Source organism: Actinomadura rugatobispora (assembly GCF_055379765.1).
Window position 1 is genome coordinate 7,657,860 of sequence record NZ_AP029191.1, and the last position, 20,000, is coordinate 7,677,859.

General features: G+C 73.0%; 17 protein-coding genes. 16 read left to right on the forward strand and 1 reads right to left on the reverse strand.

All coding sequences use genetic code 11. The features are described from left to right. Positions 1 to 119: 119 nt before the first annotated feature. From rimP to ACZ466_RS34400, 13 genes are all read left to right on the forward strand, one after another. A complete protein-coding gene (gene rimP / locus ACZ466_RS34340; RefSeq protein WP_378293251.1) occupies positions 120 to 776 on the forward strand; it encodes a ribosome maturation factor RimP in 657 nt (218 codons plus the stop codon). 25 nt (positions 777 to 801) lie between these two features. Continuing rightward, on the forward strand, positions 802 to 1,926 hold the full coding sequence (gene nusA / locus ACZ466_RS34345) for a transcription termination factor NusA (RefSeq protein ID WP_378293255.1): 1,125 nt from the start codon (positions 802 to 804) through the stop codon (positions 1,924 to 1,926). A gap of 212 nt (positions 1,927 to 2,138) precedes the next feature. Beyond that, positions 2,139 to 2,480, forward strand: coding sequence for a YlxR family protein (locus tag ACZ466_RS34350; protein WP_378293253.1), 342 nt, complete (start codon positions 2,139 to 2,141; stop codon positions 2,478 to 2,480). A gap of 108 nt (positions 2,481 to 2,588) precedes the next feature. Then, entirely contained in the window at positions 2,589 to 5,750 is a 3,162-nt protein-coding gene (infB, locus tag ACZ466_RS34355) for a translation initiation factor IF-2 (RefSeq protein ID WP_464041793.1), read from the forward strand. Positions 5,751 to 5,980: 230 nt separating this feature from the next. Beyond that, positions 5,981 to 6,289 carry a DUF503 domain-containing protein gene (locus ACZ466_RS34360; protein ID WP_378290534.1) on the forward strand — a complete coding sequence of 103 codons (309 nt, stop codon included), beginning with the start codon at positions 5,981 to 5,983 and terminating at the stop codon, positions 6,287 to 6,289. Between the two features lie 39 nt (positions 6,290 to 6,328). Then, positions 6,329 to 6,808, forward strand: coding sequence for a 30S ribosome-binding factor RbfA (gene rbfA / locus ACZ466_RS34365; RefSeq protein WP_378290536.1), 480 nt, complete (start codon positions 6,329 to 6,331; stop codon positions 6,806 to 6,808). Then, the gene (locus ACZ466_RS34370) at positions 6,805 to 8,115 is read left to right on the forward strand and encodes a DHH family phosphoesterase (RefSeq protein WP_378290538.1); all 1,311 of its coding nucleotides are present in this window, start codon (positions 6,805 to 6,807) and stop codon (positions 8,113 to 8,115) included. The genes rbfA and ACZ466_RS34370 overlap by 4 nt, the downstream gene beginning before the upstream one ends. Beyond that, positions 8,112 to 8,993: a tRNA pseudouridine(55) synthase TruB gene (gene truB, locus ACZ466_RS34375; RefSeq protein ID WP_378290540.1), complete on the forward strand. Its 882-nt coding sequence runs from the start codon at positions 8,112 to 8,114 to the stop codon at positions 8,991 to 8,993. Before ACZ466_RS34370 ends, truB begins: the two co-directional genes overlap by 4 nt. 127 nt (positions 8,994 to 9,120) lie before the next feature. Then, on the forward strand, positions 9,121 to 9,888 hold the full coding sequence (trhA, locus tag ACZ466_RS34380) for a PAQR family membrane homeostasis protein TrhA (protein ID WP_378290542.1): 768 nt from the start codon (positions 9,121 to 9,123) through the stop codon (positions 9,886 to 9,888). 155 nt (positions 9,889 to 10,043) lie between these two features. Next, positions 10,044 to 10,985, forward strand: a complete 942-nt coding sequence (locus tag ACZ466_RS34385) for a bifunctional riboflavin kinase/FAD synthetase (protein WP_378290581.1) — start codon at positions 10,044 to 10,046, stop codon at positions 10,983 to 10,985. Between the two features lie 225 nt (positions 10,986 to 11,210). After that, positions 11,211 to 11,480, forward strand: coding sequence for a 30S ribosomal protein S15 (rpsO, locus tag ACZ466_RS34390; RefSeq protein ID WP_344598213.1), 270 nt, complete (start codon positions 11,211 to 11,213; stop codon positions 11,478 to 11,480). 639 nt (positions 11,481 to 12,119) lie between these two features. Beyond that, positions 12,120 to 14,432, forward strand: coding sequence for a polyribonucleotide nucleotidyltransferase (locus ACZ466_RS34395; protein WP_378290583.1), 2,313 nt, complete (start codon positions 12,120 to 12,122; stop codon positions 14,430 to 14,432). A gap of 412 nt (positions 14,433 to 14,844) precedes the next feature. Continuing rightward, the gene (locus ACZ466_RS34400; protein ID WP_378290545.1) at positions 14,845 to 16,170 is read left to right on the forward strand and encodes a M16 family metallopeptidase; all 1,326 of its coding nucleotides are present in this window, start codon (positions 14,845 to 14,847) and stop codon (positions 16,168 to 16,170) included. Between the two features lie 430 nt (positions 16,171 to 16,600). Here the strand turns inward: ACZ466_RS34400 and ACZ466_RS34405 are convergent, their stop codons facing one another. Next, the gene (locus tag ACZ466_RS34405) at positions 16,601 to 17,680 is read right to left on the reverse strand and encodes an AI-2E family transporter (protein WP_378290547.1); all 1,080 of its coding nucleotides are present in this window, start codon (positions 17,678 to 17,680) and stop codon (positions 16,601 to 16,603) included. A gap of 117 nt (positions 17,681 to 17,797) precedes the next feature. On the opposite strand from ACZ466_RS34405, the gene dapB reads away from it, so the two are divergent. Genes dapB through ACZ466_RS34420 form a run of 3 tightly spaced genes read left to right on the forward strand, consistent with a single transcriptional unit; the run spans position 17,798 to position 19,998 of the window. After that, a complete protein-coding gene (gene dapB / locus ACZ466_RS34410; RefSeq protein ID WP_378290549.1) occupies positions 17,798 to 18,538 on the forward strand; it encodes a 4-hydroxy-tetrahydrodipicolinate reductase in 741 nt (246 codons plus the stop codon). Further along, positions 18,535 to 19,125 (forward strand): transglutaminase-like domain-containing protein, encoded by a 591-nt coding sequence (locus ACZ466_RS34415; RefSeq protein WP_378290551.1) that lies wholly within the window; start codon positions 18,535 to 18,537, stop codon positions 19,123 to 19,125. Before dapB ends, ACZ466_RS34415 begins: the two co-directional genes overlap by 4 nt. Before the next feature lie 27 nt (positions 19,126 to 19,152). Next, positions 19,153 to 19,998 (forward strand): SCO6745 family protein, encoded by an 846-nt coding sequence (locus ACZ466_RS34420; protein WP_378290553.1) that lies wholly within the window; start codon positions 19,153 to 19,155, stop codon positions 19,996 to 19,998. The last annotated feature ends 2 nt before the right edge of the window (positions 19,999 to 20,000 follow it).

The window sequence follows — 20,000 nt, forward strand, 5'->3', positions numbered from 1 at the left end:
CGATAGTCTTGAAGGCGGGCCGCACCAGGCCTCCAGTCCGACCTGGGCAGAGACCTGGGACGACCTGAACAGTCCGGCACTGCCCACAGCACCAATAAAGGCCACACAGAGGAGAGCCCATGAGCGTCGAGTCCGGCGGTGGACGCGCTCAGCGGGGCCGCGACGCCGTTCCGGCCGCGGGCGGCGGCCGCGCGGCGGCCGTGGAGGATCTGACCCGCCTGCTGACGCCCGCCGTCGCCGCGGCGGGCTTCGACCTGGAGGAGGTCGACGTGCGGCCCGCCGGCCGGCGCCGGCTGGTGCGGATCGTGGTGGACGCCGACGGCGGGGTGAGCCTCGACGACGTCGCGCTGCTCAGCCAGGCCGCCTCCGGCCTCCTCGACGACGCCGAGGTCATGGGCACCGGCCCGTACGTGCTGGAGGTGACCTCGCCGGGCGTCGACCGTCCCCTCACCGAGCCCCGGCACTGGCGCCGCGCCGCCGGCCGGCTGGTCGTCGCGCCGCTGGCCGAGGGCGGCCAGATCGAGGGCCGGGTGGTCTCCGCGGACGAGGAGTCGGTCGTCATCGACGTCACCGGCACCGGCCAGGGCGGCGGTAAGGGCAAGGGAGCCAAGGCCGCCAAGGGCGGCGGGCCGGGAGCCAAGGGCGGCAAGGGCGGTCCCGAGACGACCAGGCGCCGGTTCGGCCTCGGCGAGCTGGGGCGCGGACGGGTCCAGGTGGAGTTCCGCCCGCCCGGCGGCGAGGCCGAGGAATCGCGTTCTCCGGCTGAGCCGGAATAGAGGGGGGAGCCTCGTGGACATCGACATGACCGCCTTGCGCAGCCTGGAGAGCGAGAAGGACATCTCGCTCGACGTGGCCGTCAAGGCCATCGAAGACGCCCTGCTGATCGCCTACAACCGCACCGAGGGCGCGGCCCCCAAGGCGCGGGTCCAGCTCGACCGCGCCACCGGCCACGTGACCGTGTGGGCGACCGAGACCGACGAGGAGGGGCAGACCGTCCGGGAATACGACGACACCCCGACGGGGTTCGGACGTATCGCGGCGACCACGGCCAAGCAGGTCATCCTGCAGCGGCTGCGGGACGCCGAGGACGAGCTGACGTTCGGCGAGTACGCCGGCCGTGAGGGCGACATCGTCTCCGGCATCATCCAGCAGGGCAAGGACCCGCGGAACGTGCTGGTGGACCTCGGCAAGATCGAGGCGGTGCTGCCCCCGCAGGAGCAGGTGCCGGGCGAGTCCTACGACCACGGCGAGCGGCTGCGGGCCTACGTCGTCCAGGTGCGCAAGGGGCACCGGGGCCCGTCGGTGCAGCTGTCGCGGACCCATCCCAACCTGGTCCGCAAGCTGTTCGCGCTGGAGGTCCCGGAGATCGCCGACGGCACCGTGGAGATCGCGGCGATCGCCCGGGAGGCGGGGCACCGCACCAAGATCGCGGTCCGCTCCCGCAAGGCCGGGGTGAACGCCAAGGGGGCCTGCATCGGCCCGCTGGGCAGCCGGGTCCGCAACGTGATGCACGAGCTGCACGGCGAGAAGATCGACATCGTCGACTGGTCCGAGGACCCGGCCGACTTCGTGGGCAACGCGCTGTCGCCGGCGCGGGTCTCCGCCGTCGAGGTGGTGGACGCCGACGCCCGGGTGGCGCGGGTGATCGTGCCCGACTACCAGCTGTCGCTGGCGATCGGCAAGGAGGGCCAGAACGCCCGCCTGGCCGCCCGCCTCACCGGCTGGCGGATCGACATCCGGTCCGACACCGAGCAGGTCGAGCAGGCGCGGCAGCCGGGCCAGGAGGGCCAGACCCCGCAGACCGGCCAGACCGGCCGGCAAGGTCAGACCGGACAGGAAGGTCAGGCCGGGCAGGCCGGCAAGGCCGGGCAGGAGGGCCGGGCGGCCCAGGCTCAGGAGGGCGCCCCGGAGGGCACCGCCTCGTGACGGCGCCCCCGCTCCGACCCCGCCTCGCGGCGGGGCGGACGGGGCCGGCGCGGGCCGTCCGGGTCACAGCCTCGTAACAGTGCGGGCGCCGCCGGGCGGGTCGTGTCCGTGCCGGGCGGAGAACCGCTCCGGCGGCGCGGAACAGTACCGTCCCGGTGACAACGACAAAGCGGCCGGATCCGGCGAATCTGGATCAACTACGTCAGGAGAGCATGCGACAGGTCCCGCCGACGCCTCGGCGCGGTAGACTTTCATCACGTGGCCGGGCGGTCCCGCTTCGCACCTGCGTGGGCTGCCGGGTTCGCACGGCCAAGTCCGACCTGCTGCGCCTGGTGGCGGTCGAGGGCGTCATCGTCCCCGACCTGGGCAAAGCGATGCCGGGCCGGGGTGCCCACCTGCACCCCGACCTGGGATGTCTCGAGCTCGCTGAGCGACGTCGGGCGTTCCCCCGGGCCTTTCGCCTGGCGGGGCCGCTCGATGTCAGTGTGCTGCGAGACGGGCTTGCGGCACAGGCGCCGCAGCAGCAGGATGGCCGAACGGTAAGCGACGTCTAGTCGGAAGCAGGTCGAGATTGCTATGAGCGCTCGATGAGCACGCCGCGATGAGTACGGCAGGTTAGCGACGGTCCGGAGGCCGCACCCCCGGACCGAGTAGGGAGTGCAGTGGCGAAGGTCCGGGTTTACGAACTCGCCAAGGAGTTCGGTGTAGAGAGCAAGGTCGTCATGGCCAAGCTCAGGGAAATGGGCGAGTTCGTGCGTTCGGCGTCCTCCACGATCGAGGCGCCGGTCGTTCGCAGGCTCACACAGGAGTTCTCCAATTCTTCGTCCGCCAAGGCGGACAACAGGGTCGCGCCGAAGCGCCCCGGCCCGCGCCCGTCGGCGCCGCGGCCCGGGCCCGGCCCGTCCGGTCCCGCGCCCTCCGGCGCACCTCAGGGCGCCCGTCCGGGTCCGCCCAAGCCGCAGGCGCCGCGTCCTGCCGCACCCGGGCCCCGGCCCGCCGCCGGCGGCGCCGGTGGTTCCGGTGGTTCCGGTGGTCAGGGCGGCGGCCCCAGGCCCGGCCCGCGTCCGGGTCCGGTCCCGCCCGCGCCCAGCACGCCGGTGGCCCCGGCGGCCGCGGCCTCGGCGTCGCCCGCCCCGCCCGTGCCGAGGGCACCGGGCGGCGGCCCCGCCGGCGGTCCCCGCGACGGCGGCCCCCGTGATGGTGGGCACCGTGATGGTGGCCCCCGCGACGGCGGTCAGCGTGAAGGCGGCCCCCGCGACGGCGGTCAGCGTTCCGGCCCCCGCGAGGGCGGTCGCGACGGCGGCCCGCGTCCGGGTCCCCGCGCGCCCAAGCCCGGCCCGCGTCCCGGCCCCCGCCCAGGCGGCGGTGGCGGTGGCGGCGGTCGTGGCCCCGGCGGCCCGCGTCCGGGCAACAACCCGTTCAGCTCGACCAACACCGGCATGGGCCAGGCGCCCAAGCCCGGTCCCCGTCCGGGCCCGCGTCCGGGCGGCGACCGTCCGGAGCGTCCGGACCGCGGCGGCGACCGCCCCGGCGGCCCGCGCCCGTCCGGCGGTCCGCGCACCGGCGCCCCGGGCGCCGGCGGCCCGCGGCCCAGCCCGGGCAACATGCCGCCGCGTCCAGGGGGAGGCCCGCGGCCGAGCCCGATGAACATGCCGTCCTCGCGGCCCTCCGCCCCCGGGCGGAGCGGCGGTCCCGGCGGTGGCGGCGGTGGCCGTCCCGGTGGCGGCGGTGGCCGTCCGGGCGGTGGCGGTGGCGGCGGTCGTCCCGGTGGCGGCGGTCGTCCCGGCGGCGGTGGCGGCGGCTTCGGCGGCCCGCGTCCCGGTGGCGGCGGTCGTCCGGGTGGCGGCGGCGGCTTCGGCGGTCCCCGTCCCGGTGGCGGCGGTCGCGGCCGCGGCGGCACGCAGGGCGCGTTCGGACGCCCCGGAGGCCGTCCGGCCCGCGGGCGCAAGTCCAAGAAGCAGCGGCGTCAAGAGTTCGACAACATGCAGGCGCCGGCGATCGGCGGCGTCCAGGCCCCGCGCGGCAACGGCAAGGTCATCCGCCTGCCGCAGGGCGCCACGCTGACCGACTTCGCCGAGAAGATCGGGGCGAACCCGGCCTCGCTGGTCCAGATCATGATGCACCTGGGCAAGATGGTCACCGCCACCCAGTCGGTGGAGCAGGACGACCTCCTGGCCCTCGGGCTCGAGCTGGACTTCGACGTCCAGGTCGTCAGCGCGGAGGACGAGGACCGCGAGCTGCTCGAGTCGTTCGACATCGAGTACGGCGAGGACGACGGCGGCGAGGACCACCTGCAGCCGCGTCCGCCGGTCGTGACCGTCATGGGTCACGTCGACCACGGTAAGACCAAGCTGCTGGACGCGATCCGCAACGCCAACGTCCAGGCGGGCGAGGCCGGCGGGATCACCCAGCACATCGGCGCCTACCAGGTGCAGACCGAGGTCGACGGCGAGGAGCGCAAGATCACCTTCATCGACACCCCGGGTCACGAGGCGTTCACCGCCATGCGTGCCCGCGGTGCCGACACCACCGACCTGGTGGTGCTGGTGGTCGCCGCCGACGACGGCGTCAAGCCGCAGACCACCGAGGCGATCGACCACGCCACGGCGGCCGGGGTGCCGATCGTCGTCGCGGTCAACAAGATCGATGTGGAGGGCGCGGATCCGCAGCGGGTGCGGGCCCAGCTCACCGAGTACGGCCTGATCGCCGAGGAGTTCGGCGGCCAGACCCAGTTCGTCGACGTCTCCGCCCGCCAGGGCATCAACATCGACGGGCTGCTCGAGGCGGTCATCCTGACCGCCGACGCCGAGCTGGAGCTCAAGGCCAACCCGGACATGCCCGCCCAGGGCTCGGCCATCGAGGCCAACCTCGACCGGGGCCGCGGCGCCGTGGCGACCGTGCTGGTGCAGCGCGGCACGCTGCGGGTCGGCGACTCGATCGTCTGCGGCGTGGCCTACGGCCGCGTCCGGGCGATGCTCGACGAGAACGGCAACAACGTCGAGGAGGCGACACCCTCGCGTCCGGTGCTGGTGCTCGGCCTCACCGCCGTGCCCGGCGCGGGTGACAACTTCCTGGTCGTCGACGACGACCGGGTCGCCCGGCAGATCGCCGACAAGCGGGTCGCCCGCAAGCGCAACGCCGAGCTTCTCAAGAGCCGCAAGAGCAGCTCCCTCGAAGAGCTGTTCAAGGACCTGGAGAAGGGCGAGCGGCAGGAACTGCTGCTCATCCTCAAGGGCGACGTGTCCGGTTCGGTGGAGGCGCTGGAGGACTCGCTGTCGAAGATCGACGTCGGCGACGAGGTCAACCTGCGGGTCATCCGCCGCGGCGTCGGCGCGATCACGCAGGACGACGTCAACCTGTCGCTGGCCTCCGACGGCGCGGTCATCATCGGCTTCAACGTGCGGCCCGAGCGCAACGCGCAGGAGCTGGCCGACCGCGAGGGCGTGGACATCCGCTACTACTCGGTCATCTACCAGGCGATCGAGGAGGTCGAGGCGGCCCTCAAGGGCATGCTGAAGCCGGAGTTCGAGGAGGTCCAGCTGGGCACCGCGGAGATCCGCGAGATCTTCAAGGTGCCGCGGATCGGCAACGTGGCCGGTTCGATGGTCACCTCCGGGATCATCCAGCGCAACGCCAAGGCCCGGCTGGTCCGCGACGGGGTCGTGGTGTCCGACAACCTCACCGTGTCGTCCCTGCGCCGCTTCAAGGACGACGCCACCGAGGTCCGCGAGGGCTTCGAGTGCGGTATCGGCGTCGGCTACAACGACATCAAGCTCGGCGACACCATCGAGTGCTTCGAGATGCGGGAGAAGCCCCGCGACTGAGGCACCGCGTCGAGCGGTACGCCGTAGTACGCGCGCACGGCGTCAGGGCGGGTCTCCCGTCCTGGCGCCGTGTCGCGTCGGCGGCGTCCTGGCGCCGCCGCCCGGCGCCGCCCGGACCCGGCCGCGCCAGCGTCCCGGCCCGCGAGGCCGCCCCCCGTGTGCGTCCCGCCACGCGGGGCACGGGAACACCCCGGGCCCCGTCCGTCGTTCCACTCCAACAGAAACCCGAGGTGATCCACCAGGTGTACGTGGGTGCGCTGACACTCGATCTGCTCTTGGGGGACGTCCGGTCGCTGAAGCAGAAGCGCTCGGTCGTCCGCCCCGTCATCGCCGAGGTCCGCAAGCGGTTCCCGGGCGTGGCCGTCGCCGAGACCGGCGCCACCGACCTGCACCGCCGCGCGGAGATCGGGGTGGCGGTCGTGTCGGCGACCGCCGGCAACTGCACCGAGGTGCTGGACCAGTGCGAGCGGCTGGTGGCCGGTCGCCCCGAGATCGAGCTGCTGTCGGCACGGCGGCGGCTCTACAACGGCGAGGATTGACAACCCCCTCGCGACGACCCATGGAAAGGGAGTGCGATCATGGTGGACGCAGCTCGCGCGCGTAAGCTCGCCGACCGCATCCAGCAGATCGTGGCGGAGATGCTGGAGCGGCGGATCAAGGACCCCCGGCTCGGGTTCGTCACCGTGACGGACGCCCGCATCACCAACGACCTGCGCGACGCCACCGTCTACTACACGGTGTACGGGTCTGACAGCGAGCGGGCCGAGACCGCCGCCGCCCTGGAGAGCGCCAAGGGCGTGATCCGCACGGAGGTCGGGCGCAAGACCGGTGTCCGGCACACCCCGAGCCTCACCTTCGTCGCCGACTCCGTGGCGCAGAACGCCGCCCACATCGACGACCTGCTCGCCCAGGCGCGGGCCAGGGACGCCGAGGTCGCCAAGGCCGCGCAGGGGGCCGTCCACGCCGGCGACGCCAACCCCTACCGGGCGGACGAGGACGGCGATGTCGACGAAACCGGCGACGACGAGGGCGGCGAAGCGGGACACTCGTCATCGTGAGTGAACCGGTGGCGGGGGGCGCGCGGACACCGGGCGCCGTCTGGACCAGCGACCACGAGGCCCCCGCACCGGCGTGGGGCCTGCCCGCCGCGGCGTGGGGAGCCGCGTCCGAGCACGTGGACCATTCGCTGCGTTCGGCGGCCGGGCCCGCACCGCGCCTCCCCGACGAGCTGAGCGTCCTGATCGCACCCGAGCGCGCCGTCCTGGTCCGGGCGGAGGCCGCGGCCGGGCCCGCCGGCGGGCCCGGAGGCCCCGTACCCGGCGTTTCCGGCCTCCGCGCCGGTTCCGGAGGGCCGGGCGGCCGGCGCGGTCCGGGGGACGTCGGCCCCGGGCTCGACTGGGACCGCGCCGTCGAGCTCATCCAGGCCGCCGACGAGATCGTCCTGGCCTGCCACATCGCCCCCGACGGCGACGCGCTCGGCTCGATGCTGGCTCTGGGCCAGGCACTGCGGGCCCTGGGCAAGCGCTGCGTCGCCTCGTTCGGCGAGCCGTTCACGATCCCGGCCAGCCTGCGCTTCCTGCCCGGCCAGGAACTGCTGGTGGAACCGTTCCGGGTGCCGGAGCGGCCGGAGGTCATGGTCACCCTGGACGCGGCGGGCGTGGAACGCCTCGGGTCCCTGGCCGGGCCGGCCTCCGCCGCCTCCGCGCTGATCGTGGTCGACCACCACGCGTCCAACACCGGCTTCGGCGCGGTGCGCCTCGTCGACCCCGACGCCGCCGCCACCGCCGTGCTGGTGGACGAGCTGATCGGCCGGCTCGGCGTCCCGCTGTCCCGCGACATCGCCCAGGGCCTGTACGCGGGGCTGGCCAGCGACACCGGTTCGTTCAAGTACCCCTGCACCACCCCGCAGGTGCACGACCTGGCGGGGCGCCTGCTGGCCGCCGGGGTGCGCCCCGAGGCGGTGAGCCGCGAGCTGTGGGACCGTGCCCCGTTCGGCTACCTGATGGTGCTGGCGGGCGCCCTGGCCCGGGCCCGTCTGGAACGTGACGCCGCGGGCGGCCTCGGCCTGGTCTGGACGACCATCGGCCGCGCCGACCGCGACAGCCGCGGTGTCCCGTACGACCAGCTGGAGGGCGTCATCGACCAGCTCCGCCGTACCGACGAGGCCGAGGTCGCGGTGGTCTGCAAGCAGAACGACCAGGGCGACTGGTACGTCTCGACCCGGTCCAAGGGCCGCGTCGACGTGGGCCGCGCCTGCGTGGCCCTCGGCGGCGGCGGCCACCGCACCGCGGCGGCGTTCACCCTCCACGGCGAGCCCGCCGCCATCATCGACCGCCTGAGGAACGCACTGAGGGACGCGGCATGACCGAGAAGGCGGGCTCCGGGCTGGTGATCGTGGACAAGCCGGCGGAGTGGACCTCGCACGACGTGGTGGGGAAGCTGCGGCGGCTGGCGCGGACCCGGCGGGTGGGGCACGCGGGCACGCTGGACCCGATGGCGACCGGGGTGCTGGTGATCGGGGTGGAGAAGGCGACCCGGCTGCTCGGCCATCTGGCGCTGACCGAGAAGGGGTACGACGCCACGATCCGGCTCGGGCAGTCCACCAACACCGACGACGCCGAGGGCGAGATCACGGCGACCGCGTCGGCGGCGGGCGTGGCCGATGCGGCGCTGGAGGCGGGGATCGCCGCGCTGACCGGGGAGATCCGGCAGGTGCCGCCGCAGGTCAGCGCGATCAAGGTGAACGGCGAGCGGGCGTACAAGATGGCCCGCAAGGGCGAGCGGGTGGCGCTGGAGGCGCGGCCGGTGACGGTGCGCTCGTTCACGGTGACGGACGTGCGCCGGGACGGCGACGTCATCGACGTGGACGCCTCGATCGCGTGCTCGTCGGGCACCTACATCCGGGCGCTGGCCCGCGATCTGGGCGCCGCGCTGGGCACCGGCGGGCATCTGACGTACCTGCGCAGGACCAGGGTGGGCCCGTACGACCTCGGCATGGCGCGGACGATCGAGCAGCTCTCCGAGAAGCTGGAGGTCCTCCCGATGGGGGAGGCGGTGTCGGAGGCGTTCCCGCGCCGCGAGGTCGACGCCGACGACGCGCGCAAGGTCATGCACGGGGGGCGGCTTCCGGCGGTCGGGCTCGGTCCGGGGCCGGTGGGCGTGTTCGCGCCCGACGGGACGCTGCTGGCACTGGTGGAGGAGCAGGGCGGGGCGGCCAAGCCGCTGGCGGTCTTCGTCCCCTGACCCGCGTCGTCCCGCGTCGCCCCAGGTCGGGCCGCGGTGATGAGGCTCACGTGCGGCGGCACCTCCCACGGCAACCTACGGTCGCGTAACCTACGGATGCGTAGGTTAGTGAGCGAGGAGGTTGCCCGTGGCCACATCGCGCCACCGCCCGTCCACGGCGTCCCCGTCGACGACCGACTCCCCGCCGCGGCCCGGCAGTCCGCCGGTGGTGCGCGCCACGCGGCCGCCGGGGCACGGCGCGGCGGCGGGCGGCGTTCCGTCCCCGACCAGGCCCCGGCTGCGCGGCTGGCTGCATCTGGGCGCGTTCCCCGCCGTGCTGGTGGCCGGGCTCGTGCTCGTCGCGCTCGGCCCCACCCTCCAGGCGCGGCTGGCGTCGGCGGTGTACGTGGCGGCCTCGGGCCTGCTGTTCGGGATCTCGGGGACCTACCACCGGCAGCGCTCCACCCGGCTCATCGAACTGCTGCGCCGCTTCGACCACGCCAACATCTACCTGATCATCGCCGGGACGTACACGCCGTTCGCCGTGGTGGCCCTGGACGGCGCCACCCGCGTCGGGGTGCTGGCCGTCGTCTGGACGGGCGCGGTCGCCGGTGTGATCTTCCGTACCACGTGGGTGGGCGCGCCGCGCTGGCTGTACGTGACCCTCTACATCGCCCTGGGATGGGTCGCGGTGTTCTTCATGCCGCAGTTCCTCGAGGGCGCGGGGATCGCGGCCTGCGTGCTCGTCGCCGCCGGCGGGATCGCCTACAGCGTGGGCGGTGTGGTGTACGGCCTGCGCCGTCCCGACCCCTCGCCGAGCTGGTTCGGCTTCCACGAGGTCTTCCACGCGTGCACGCTGGCGGCCTACGTCCTGCAGTACGTGGCGGTGTCGCTGGTCGTCTACCAGTCCGCCTGAGGGTGGGAGGGGCTACCGGTGGGTAGAATTCGCCAGCGGGAGCCCCTCGGTCATCTCTCTTCCGGCCGCATGGCACTCTTTAAGTCGACAGCAAGGCCTTCGGGCGACGGCAGACCGGCACAGGCCGGCAGGCAGGTCAACGCAGGGAGAGCATGGTGCGGCGCTGGCACGGCCTCGAGGAGGTACCCGCCGACTGGGGCAGGTCGGTCGTCACGATCGGCGTGTTCGACGGCGTGCACCGCGGTCATCAGCGGATCGTCCGCGCCGCCGCCGAGCTGGCCCGCGAGCGCGGCCTGCGGTCGGTGGTGATCACCTTCGACCCGCATCCGGACGAGGTGGTCAGGCCCGGTACCCACCCGCCCCTGCTGACCACGACCCGCCGCCGGATCGGGCTGCTGGAGGGCCTCGGCACCGAGGCGGTCGCGGTGGTCCCGTTCACGCTGGAGCTGTCGAAGGTGCCGCCGGACGAGTTCGTCCAGTCGGTCCTGGTGGAGCGGCTGCACGCGGCGCACGTGATCGTCGGGGAGGACTTCCGGTTCGGCCACCGGGCCAAGGGCGACGTGCCGCTGCTGACCGAGCTGGGCGACAAGTACGACTTCACCGTGGCGGGCATGCCGCTGGTGGCCAACGGCGACACGATCTCCTCCACCTACATCCGCGAGCGGCTGGAGGCCGGCGCGGTCGAGGACGCCGCCGGCGCGCTGGGCCGTCCCCACCGGGTGGAGGGCGTGGTGGTGCGCGGGCACCAGCGGGGCAGGGCGCTCGGCTTCCCCACCGCCAACCTGGAGACGATGCCGCACACCGCGATCCCGGCCGACGGGGTGTACGCGGGCTGGCTGGTCTGCGACTCCGACCGCTACCCGGGCTTCCACTGGCCCGCCGCGATCTCCATCGGCACCAACCCCACCTTCGAGGGGGAGGAGCGGACGGTGGAGGCGTACGCGCTGGACCGCGACGACCTCGACCTGTACGGCGAGCACATGGCGGTCGACTTCCAGGCCAGGATCCGGGACACGCTCAAATTCGACTCGATCGACGCGCTGATCGAGGAGATGCACCGCGACGTGGACCGGGCCCGCGAGATCACCTCCGCCTGACCGCGGCCCCGGCCTGGCGAAAGGCGGCGAACGCCCTGATCAGGGCGGGTTCGTCGGCGCGGACGGGTCGTGCGCCGGGCATGGTACGGTGAAGAGTCGCCGGGAAAGGTCCCGGCGCGGTGAGCTGCACCCTCATGCGGCCCGCCACGATCTTCCCACGCACCATGCGGACCGACGCGCCGACCAGGCCCGATCTGCGGGTGACGATTCCATCGAAGGAGCCACGTGTCGCTCGACACCGCCACCAAGAACAAGATCATCGCCGAGTACGCGACCACTGAGGGTGACACCGGATCCCCGGAGGTCCAGGTCGCGCTGCTGACCCGGCGGATCAACGACCTGACCGAGCACCTCAAGGAGCACAAGCACGACCACCACAGCCGCCGCGGTCTGCTGCTGCTGGTCGGCCGTCGTCGCCAGCTCCTGAAGTACCTGAGCAACAAGGACATCAACCGCTACCGGCAGCTGATCGAGCGGCTCGGCCTGCGGCGATAGCGTGACAAGGGAGCGGCCCGGTGCCGCTCCCTTCCTGTATCGGCCCGGAACGCCCGTCGCGGCGCCGCGTCCCAGCCCGTCCGAGCCGGGACGCATCGCGTCCCCGGCCCGGGAAGTCGGCTCCGAGGGCGCGGCGGCACTGGCCGTGACGGCCCCATCGGCCGTAGGGTCTGAAGAGACCCACCGCCGCGGGCGGCCGGGAAGCCGTCGTGCACGGCGGCCCCGGCGCGGTTCCGCGCGGCGGAGGGCGTAGAAACGCCGGTTCACGGGAATGCGTGACCGCAAGGAGCACCGCCGGAGCGCCGGTACGGCCCCGGGCCCGATTCACGGCCCCGAGACGGCCGTCCGCATCGGCGACGGGCCATCGGTCACCGGTTCCGATCCACCGCGGTCGGAGGCCGTGACCGGTCACCGGGAGGCGCCGACCGGCCGCCGCCCGTACAACTGGACAAGCAAGCCCCGCGGACACCGCCCTGGTGCGGCCGGTCCTCGGTAGTGGCCTCCGGATCCCGTCCCGCCCCGGCGGGGGGCCGATCCGGGCGCTTCGATCGAAGACCGGCACTGCGCGAAGCCACGGGAGAAGACCGCGGGGAGACGACCGAAACCTGAGGAGGTTTCCCCGTGTCAGATGCCGTGCGCATCGACGGTGCGCAGAGCACCGAAGCAGTGATCGACAACGGTGCCTTCGGCACCCGGACCATCCGGTTCGAGACCGGCCGGCTGGCCCGCCAGGCCGCCGGGTCCGCCGTCGCCTACCTCGACGACGAGACGATGGTGCTGTCGGCCACCACCGCGTCCAAGAAGCCCAAGGACAACCTGGACTTCTTCCCGCTCACCGTGGACGTCGAGGAGCGGATGTACGCGGCCGGCCGCATCCCCGGCTCGTTCTTCCGCCGCGAGGGCCGGCCGTCCGAGGACGCGATCCTCACCTGCCGGCTGATCGACCGGCCGCTGCGCCCGTCGTTCACCAAGGGGCTGCGCAACGAGATCCAGGTCGTCGAGACGATCCTGGCGCTGCACCCCGACCACCTGTACGACGTCGTGGCGATCAACGCCGCGTCGATGTCCACCCAGCTGGCCGGGCTGCCGTTCTCCGGCCCGATCGGCGGCGTCCGGGTGGCGCTGATCGACGGCCAGTGGATCGGCTTCCCGACCCACCCCGAGCTCGAGCGGGCCACCTTCGACATGGTCGTCGCGGGCCGGGTGCTCGAGGACGGCGATGTCGCGATCATGATGGTGGAGGCCGAGTCCACCCGCGACACCATCCGCCTGGTCGGCGACGGCGCCGTGGCCCCGACCGAGGAGACGGTCGCGCAGGGCCTGGAGGCCGCCAAGCCGTTCATCCAGGCGCTGTGCAAGGCGCAGAGCGAACTGGCCGCCGTCGCGGCCAAGCCGACCGCCGAGTACCCGCTGTTCCCCGAGTACACCGACGAGGTCCTGGAGGCCGTGACCGCCACCGTCTCGGCCGAGCTGGCCGAGGCGCTGACGATCGCGGGCAAGCAGGAGCGCGAGTCCCGGCTGGACGAGATCAAGGCGGCCGCCGCCGAGAAGCTGGCCGCCGACTTCGAGGGCCGGGAGAAGGAGGTCTCCGCGGCGTTCCGCGCGGTGACCAAGAAGCTGGTGCGCGAGCGCGTCATCCGCGACGGGCTGCGGATCGACGGCCGCGGCGTCAAGGACATCCGGCAGCTGACCGCCGAGGCGCACGTGGTGCCGCGGGTGCACGGGTCGGCGCTGTTCGAGCGGGGCGAGACCCAGATCATGGGCATCACCACGCTGAACATGCTCCGGATGGAGCAGATGATCGACACGCTCAACCCCGAGCGCACCAAGCGCTACATGCACAACTACAACTTCCCGCCGTACTCCACCGGTGAGACCGGCCGGGTCGGCTCGCCCAAGCGCCGCGAGATCGGGCACGGCGCGCTGGCCGAGCGGGCGCTGATCCCGGTGCTCCCGACCCGCGAGGAGTTCCCGTACGCGATCCGGCAGGTGTCGGAGGCGCTGAGCTCCAACGGCTCCACGTCGATGGGCTCGGTCTGCGCGTCCACCATGTCGCTGCTGGACGCGGGCGTGCCGCTCAAGCAGATGGTGGCGGGCATCGCGATGGGCCTGATCCACGAGGGCGGCGAGTACGCCACGCTGACCGACATCCTCGGCGCCGAGGACGCCTTCGGCGACATGGACTTCAAGGTCGCCGGCACCCGCGACCTGATCACCGCGCTGCAGCTGGACACCAAGCTCGACGGCATCCCCGCCTCGGTGCTGGCCGCCGCGCTGAAGCAGGCCAAGGGCGCCCGGCTGGCGATCCTGGACGTGATGGCCGAGGCGATCGAGGCTCCGGCCGAGATGAGCGAGTTCGCGCCGCGGATCATCACCATCAAGGTCCCGGTCGACAAGATCGGCGAGGTCATCGGCCCCAAGGGCAAGATGATCAACTCGATCCAGGACGACACCGGCGCCGACATCACCATCGAGGACGACGGCACCATCTACGTCGGCGCCACCGACGGCCCGTCCGCCGAGGCCGCGCGGCAGGCGATCAACGCGATCGCCAACCCGCACATGCCCGAGGTCGGCGAGCGCTACCTGGGCACCGTCGTCAAGACCACCACGTTCGGCGCGTTCGTGTCGCTGCTGCCCGGCAAGGACGGCCTGCTGCACGTCTCGCAGATCCGCAAGCTGCACGGCGGCGCCCGGATCGAGAACGTGGACGACGTCATCTCGGTCGGCGAGAAGATCCAGGTCGAGGTCACCGAGATCGACCAGCGCGGCAAGCTCTCGCTGGTCCCGGTCGAGGTGGTGGAGCGCGAGGCCGCCGCCAAGGAGGACGGCGGCGACGGCGCCGCGCCGGCCGACGAGGGCGACGGCGAGGGCGAGTCCGGCGAGCGCCGCGCTCCGCGCCGCCGCCGCACCCGCCGCACCGGCGACGACGCCACCCAGCGCAACTCCTGAGCAAGACCGACGACCGGCCGACCGGCCTGCCCCACGGGGCAGGCCGGTCGGCCGCATTCGTACACCCCGACCGAGAATCCGCCCCGCCTGGACGTCCCGGAGCCCGCCTGACTCACCACACGGCGATGCCCCGAGCCGGGTGAACCGGCTGTGCCCGGCTCGGGTCCGGGCGGATACGGCGGCTCGGGTGCCTATGACTTGGTGCGCAGGCAGACGTTGCCCGACTTGGGGTGTGGGCCGAGTGTGCCTGACTCGGGATGTGGGCCGGTGCGCCCGGCAGGGGAGCGGCTGGGGTCTCCGGGCGCGAGATTCGCGGTGGGTCTGGCAACCTGGGAACGCAGGCGAAGGTGGCCGTGAGACCGGCTCGTCGTTCGTTTCGCGTTCTGTTCGTTCGATGATGGAGAGGTCACCAGTGACGCTGCCGGCCAGGGTGCAGGAGCCCGGGACCACACAGACCGTCCACCCCGGCGAGGCCGGTGCCGGAGCGGTGCGGCGCACCGTGCTCCCCGGCGGGCTCCGGGTGATCACCGAGTCGATGCCGACCGTGCGGTCGGCCGCGTTCGGGATCTGGGCGGGGATCGGCTCCCGGGACGAGTCCCCGGCGGACGCGGGGGCCAGCCACTACCTGGAGCACGTGCTGTTCAAGGGCACCCGGCGGCGGTCCGCGCTGGAGATCTCCGCGGCGATCGACGCGGTCGGCGGCGACCTCAACGCCTTCACCGCCAAGGAGTACACCTGCTACTACGCGCGGGTGCTGGACGACGACCTGCCGCTGGCCGCGGACGTGGTGTCGGACATGGTGGCCTCGTCGGTCAACCGCCCCGAGGACGTCGAGGCCGAGCGCGGCGTGATCCTCGAAGAGATCCACATGCGCGACGACGACCCCGGCGACCTGATCCACGACGAGTTCTCCATCGCGCTGTACGGGGACGCGCCGCTGGGACGGCCCATCCTCGGCACGGTCGAGTCGATCAACGCGCTGACCCGCGACCGGATCCACGGGTACTACACGCGGCACTACGTCCCCCAGAACCTGGTCGTGGCGGTCGCCGGCAACATCGACCACGACGAGGTGGTCCGGCTGGTGACCCGGGCGTTCGAGGACCGGCTCGGCGGCGACGACGTCCCCGCCGCGCCGCGGATCGACGGGGACCCGGTGCCCGCGGCGCCGTCCGTGCGGGTCCTGGACAAGGACACCGAGCAGGCGCACGTGATCCTGGGCGGTGTCGGCGTCTCCCGCACCGATGAACGCCGGTTCGCCCTGGGCGTCCTCAACGCGGCCCTGGGCGGGGGCATGTCCTCCCGGCTGTTCCAGGAGATCCGCGAGAAGCGGGGGCTGGCCTACTCGGTCTACAGCTACACCTCCCAGTACGCCGACACGGGCGTCTTCGGCGTCTATGCGGGCTGCCAGCCGGGCAAGGTCGACGAGGTGCTGTCGATCTGCCGGGACGAGATCGCCCGCATCGCCGACCAGGGCATCGAGGGCGAGGAGCTGGACCGCGGCAAGGGCCAGCTGCGCGGCGCGATGGTGCTGGGCCTGGAGGACAGCGGGTCGCGGATGAGCCGCATCGGCAAGAGCGAGCTGGTGTACGAGTCGTACCTCCCGATCGAGGAGGTCCTGGGCCGCATCGAGGCCGTGACCCCCGACGACATCCGTGCCGTCGCCCAGAGCGTCCTGGCGGCGCCCCAGGCCCTGACGGTCATCGGCCCCTTCGGAGACCGCGACTTCACCCTCTGACCCTCCCTCCCGGGGCCCGGCCTCCCGGGACCCCCTGCTTCGGAGGACTGGCCTTCGGTGCCTCTCCCTCCCGGAGGCTGGCCTCCCGGAGGCCCGGGCTTCCCGGCCTCCCCGGAGCCCGGGGGCTCGGCGTTGCGGGATTCCGGGCCTCCTCGGGCTTCCCGGTGTCCCCGGAGCCTGGGGGCTCGGCGTTCTGAGATTCCCGGTCTTCTCGGGCTTCCCGGCCTCTCCAGGGCCTGGGGACTTGGCGTTGCGGGCTCCCGGCTTTCTTGGTTCCAAGGGCCTTGGCGTTCCGGGGCCTCGCGGCGTCCCGGCCCTGACGGTCATCGCCGTTCGGAGACCGCGACTTCGCTCCCTGGTCGTCGCCTACGGGGGCTGGACTCCGGGGCTCGGGCCGCTCGGCGTTCGGGTGATGTTTCGCGGTGTCGGGTCATGGCTCGGTGGCCTCTTTGGGGGTGTGTTTTTGGCGTTTGGGGGGCTTGTCGAGGGCGGAGGTCAGTAGGCCGTCCAGCCAGCGCTTGCGGGGGTCCAGGTCGATCAGGAGGGCGCGGGCCAGGGTGGTGAGGGGGACGGCGAGGATGGCGCCCAGGGGGCCCAGGACCCACGACCACAGGATCAGGGAGATGGACACCAGGGTGAAGGAGAGGCCGACGGCGGTGCCGAAGAACTTGGGCTGGACGAGCGACTGCAGCACGAAGTTGATGACGCTGTACGCGACGATGATCCAGATCATGGTGCCGAGGCCGCCGGTGAGCAGGCCGAGCACGGCGGGCGGGACGAGGCCGACGACGAAGCCGATGTTGGGGATGTAGTTGGTGAGGAAGGCCAGCAGCCCCCACAGCAGCGGCAGCGGGACCGCGAACAGGTACAGGACCACGGTGTCGAGCACGGCCACGACGGCGCCGAAGACGGTGCTGACGATCAGGTAGCGGCCGGTGTCGCGGGCGAAGCCGCGCAGCGCGCCGACCAGGGCCGGGTGGCTGGTGGCCAGGCGCTCCAGCTGGCGGACGGTGCCGGTGGCGTCGATGCACATGCCGAACAGCATCAGCACGATCAGCAGGAGCGCGGACGAGGCGCTGAGCAGCCCGGCCAGGAAGCCCTCGACGAAGGTGAACAGCTGGCCGGGGTCGAGCCGGGAGACGGCCTGGCCGAGCTTGTGGTGGTCGACGCCGTACCGGGCGAGGGCGCGGGTGGCGGAGGCGAGGAGCTCGTTGAACTGGTCGGTGTAGGCGGGCAGCAGGGCGGCGAGCTGGGCGACGGAGACGGCCAGTGCGGCGCCCAGTGCCAGCAGCAGCGCGATCACGGTGGCGAGGGGCACGGAGACGCAGACCCAGAAGGGGGCGCCGCGCCGGTCGAGCCAGGCGCGCAGCGGGTTGACCGCGATCACCAGGACCAGCGCCAGGAAGACCGGGCCGACGATCGAGGAGGCCGCTTTCAGCCCGGCCATGATGACCACGGCGGCGGCCGAGCCGACCAGGATCACCAGGGCGGGCGAGCGGGGCGTTTCCACGTTTCACCTCCTTGATCTCACTCAGGGCAACAGTAGCGTTACGCTCTGACAGAAGCGCCGTCGGGCGGTCGTCCCGCAGCGCGATAAGCTGCCCGGACGCCGGATCGGGAGGAACGTGTGATCAAGGTTGGGGTGCTGGGCGCGCGCGGCCGGATGGGCGCCGAGGTGTGCCGGGCCGTGGAGGCCGCCGACGACATGGAGCTGGTCGCCGCCGTCGACCAGGGCGACCCGCGGGACGCCCTCACCGGCGCCGGAGTCGTGGTCGACTTCACCCATCCCGGCGTGGTCATGGACAACCTCCGCTGGTGTGTCGAGCACGGGCTGCACGCCGTCGTGGGCACCAGCGGGTTCGATCCCGCCCGGCTGGACGCGGTGCGCGGGTGGCAGGCCGGGGCCGCCGGCGGCAACGTGCTGATCGCGCCCAACTTCGGCATCGGCGCGGTGCTGATGATGCACTTCGCGGAGAAGGCGGCGCCGTTCTTCGAGTCGGTCGAGGTCGTCGAGCTGCACCACCCGCAGAAGGTGGACGCGCCGTCGGGCACCGCGTACCGCACCGCCGAGCTGATCGCGGCGGCGCGCGCCGAGGCCGGGGTGCCGCGTTCCCCGGACGCCACCACCACGGAGCTGGACGGCGCGCGGGGCACCGACGTGGACGGGGTGCGGGTCCACGCCGTCCGGCTGTCCGGCCTGATCGCCCACCAGGAGGTGCTGCTGGGCGGGCACGGCGAGGTGTTCACCATCCGGCACGACTCGATGAACCGCGAGTCGTTCATGCCGGGCGTGCTGCTGGGCGTGCGGAGGGTCGCCGGGCTGCCCGACCGGCTCACGGTCGGCGTCGAGTCGCTGCTGGGACTGTGACGCCGCTGGAGTTCGCCGCCGAGCCGTGGGACTACCTCGGCGAGAGCGAGGCGGTCGACCTGGAGCACGAGCTGGTGCAGGCGACGGCGTCGGAGTTGCGCACCGGTGACGACATCGCGTACGCGCGGGCGGCGTTCGAGCTGGTCCGTGACCGGATCACGCATTCGGTGGACGCGGGCGACCGGCGCGTCACCTGGCGGGCGTCGGACGTGCTGCGGGAGGGCACGGGTCTGTGCTACGCCAAGGCGCACGCGTTCGTGGCGCTGCTGCGCGCGGGCGGCATCCAGGCGGGGTTCTGCTACCAGCGGCTGCGCGCGGGCGAGGGCTTCGTCCTGCACGGGCTGGCCGCGGCGCTGATCGACGACCGGTGGGTGCGGCTCGACCCGCGCGGCAACAAGCCCGGCATCGACGTGGAGTTCTCCGCCGAGGAGGACAGGCTCGCGTTCACGCCCGATCCGGCGCTGGGGGAATCCGACTACCGGACGGTGTACGCCGATCCGCATCCGGCCGTCCTGGACGTCCTGAAGGCCCACGACGACTGCGTGCGCCTGTGCGAGACCGGTGAGCTCCCGTCCGCGGAGCTGTGATCGACGCTCTGCGGCAGAATGCCCCGCATGGACGATTCGTACGCGCGGACGCTCTGGACGGTCATCGAGCCGGTGCACGTGGTCACCTACTTCTCGGCCGAGTGCCTCCAGGCGCACAAGGACGTGGGCCTGAAGGGCTTCTGGATGGGGTACTTCGGGGGCCGCGCGGCTCCCATGGGGGCGGCGTCGGCCGGTGTGGTGGACGCGACGTTCTACGTGTTCGAGCCGGAACGGGTCCGCCGGGCCGTCCCGGACGCGTGGTCGTACGCCTCTCCCGAGGACATCCTGCGTTCGCGCGAGGCGGCCGCGGCCGCGGCCCTGCGCAGGCACGCCCCCATCGTGGACGAGATCGCGCCCAAGGCCGTCCCGCTGCTCCGCCGTGTGGCGGAGGCGGCCGATGCGCCGGGGCGCCCGCTGTTCTGTGCGAACCGTGACCTGCCCGTGCCGGACGACGACGTCGCGGCGCTCTGGCTGGCCACGACCGTGCTGCGGGAGCACCGCGGGGAGGGCCACCTGATGCTCCTCACGGCGGAGGGTCTGGACGGCCCGGAGGCGAGCGTGCTGTCCCTGGCCGTGGCCGGCGACTCCATCGACAAGCTCACCGTGACCCGCGGATGGTCGGCGGAGCGGCTGCGGGCGGCCGTCGCCGCGCTCGCCGGGCGTGGGCTGCTGAACGCCGACGGCACGGCCACCGAGGAGGGGCGCGTGTTCCGGCGGCGGATCGAGGAGCGCACCGACGCGCTCGCCGCACCGCCCTACCGCGTGCTGGACGAGCCGGAGGAGCTGTTCGCGCTGCTGGAGCCGGTCGCTCGCGCCGTGGCCGCCTCCGGGGACGTCCCGTTTCCCAACCCGATCGGCCTGCCCAGGCCCTGATC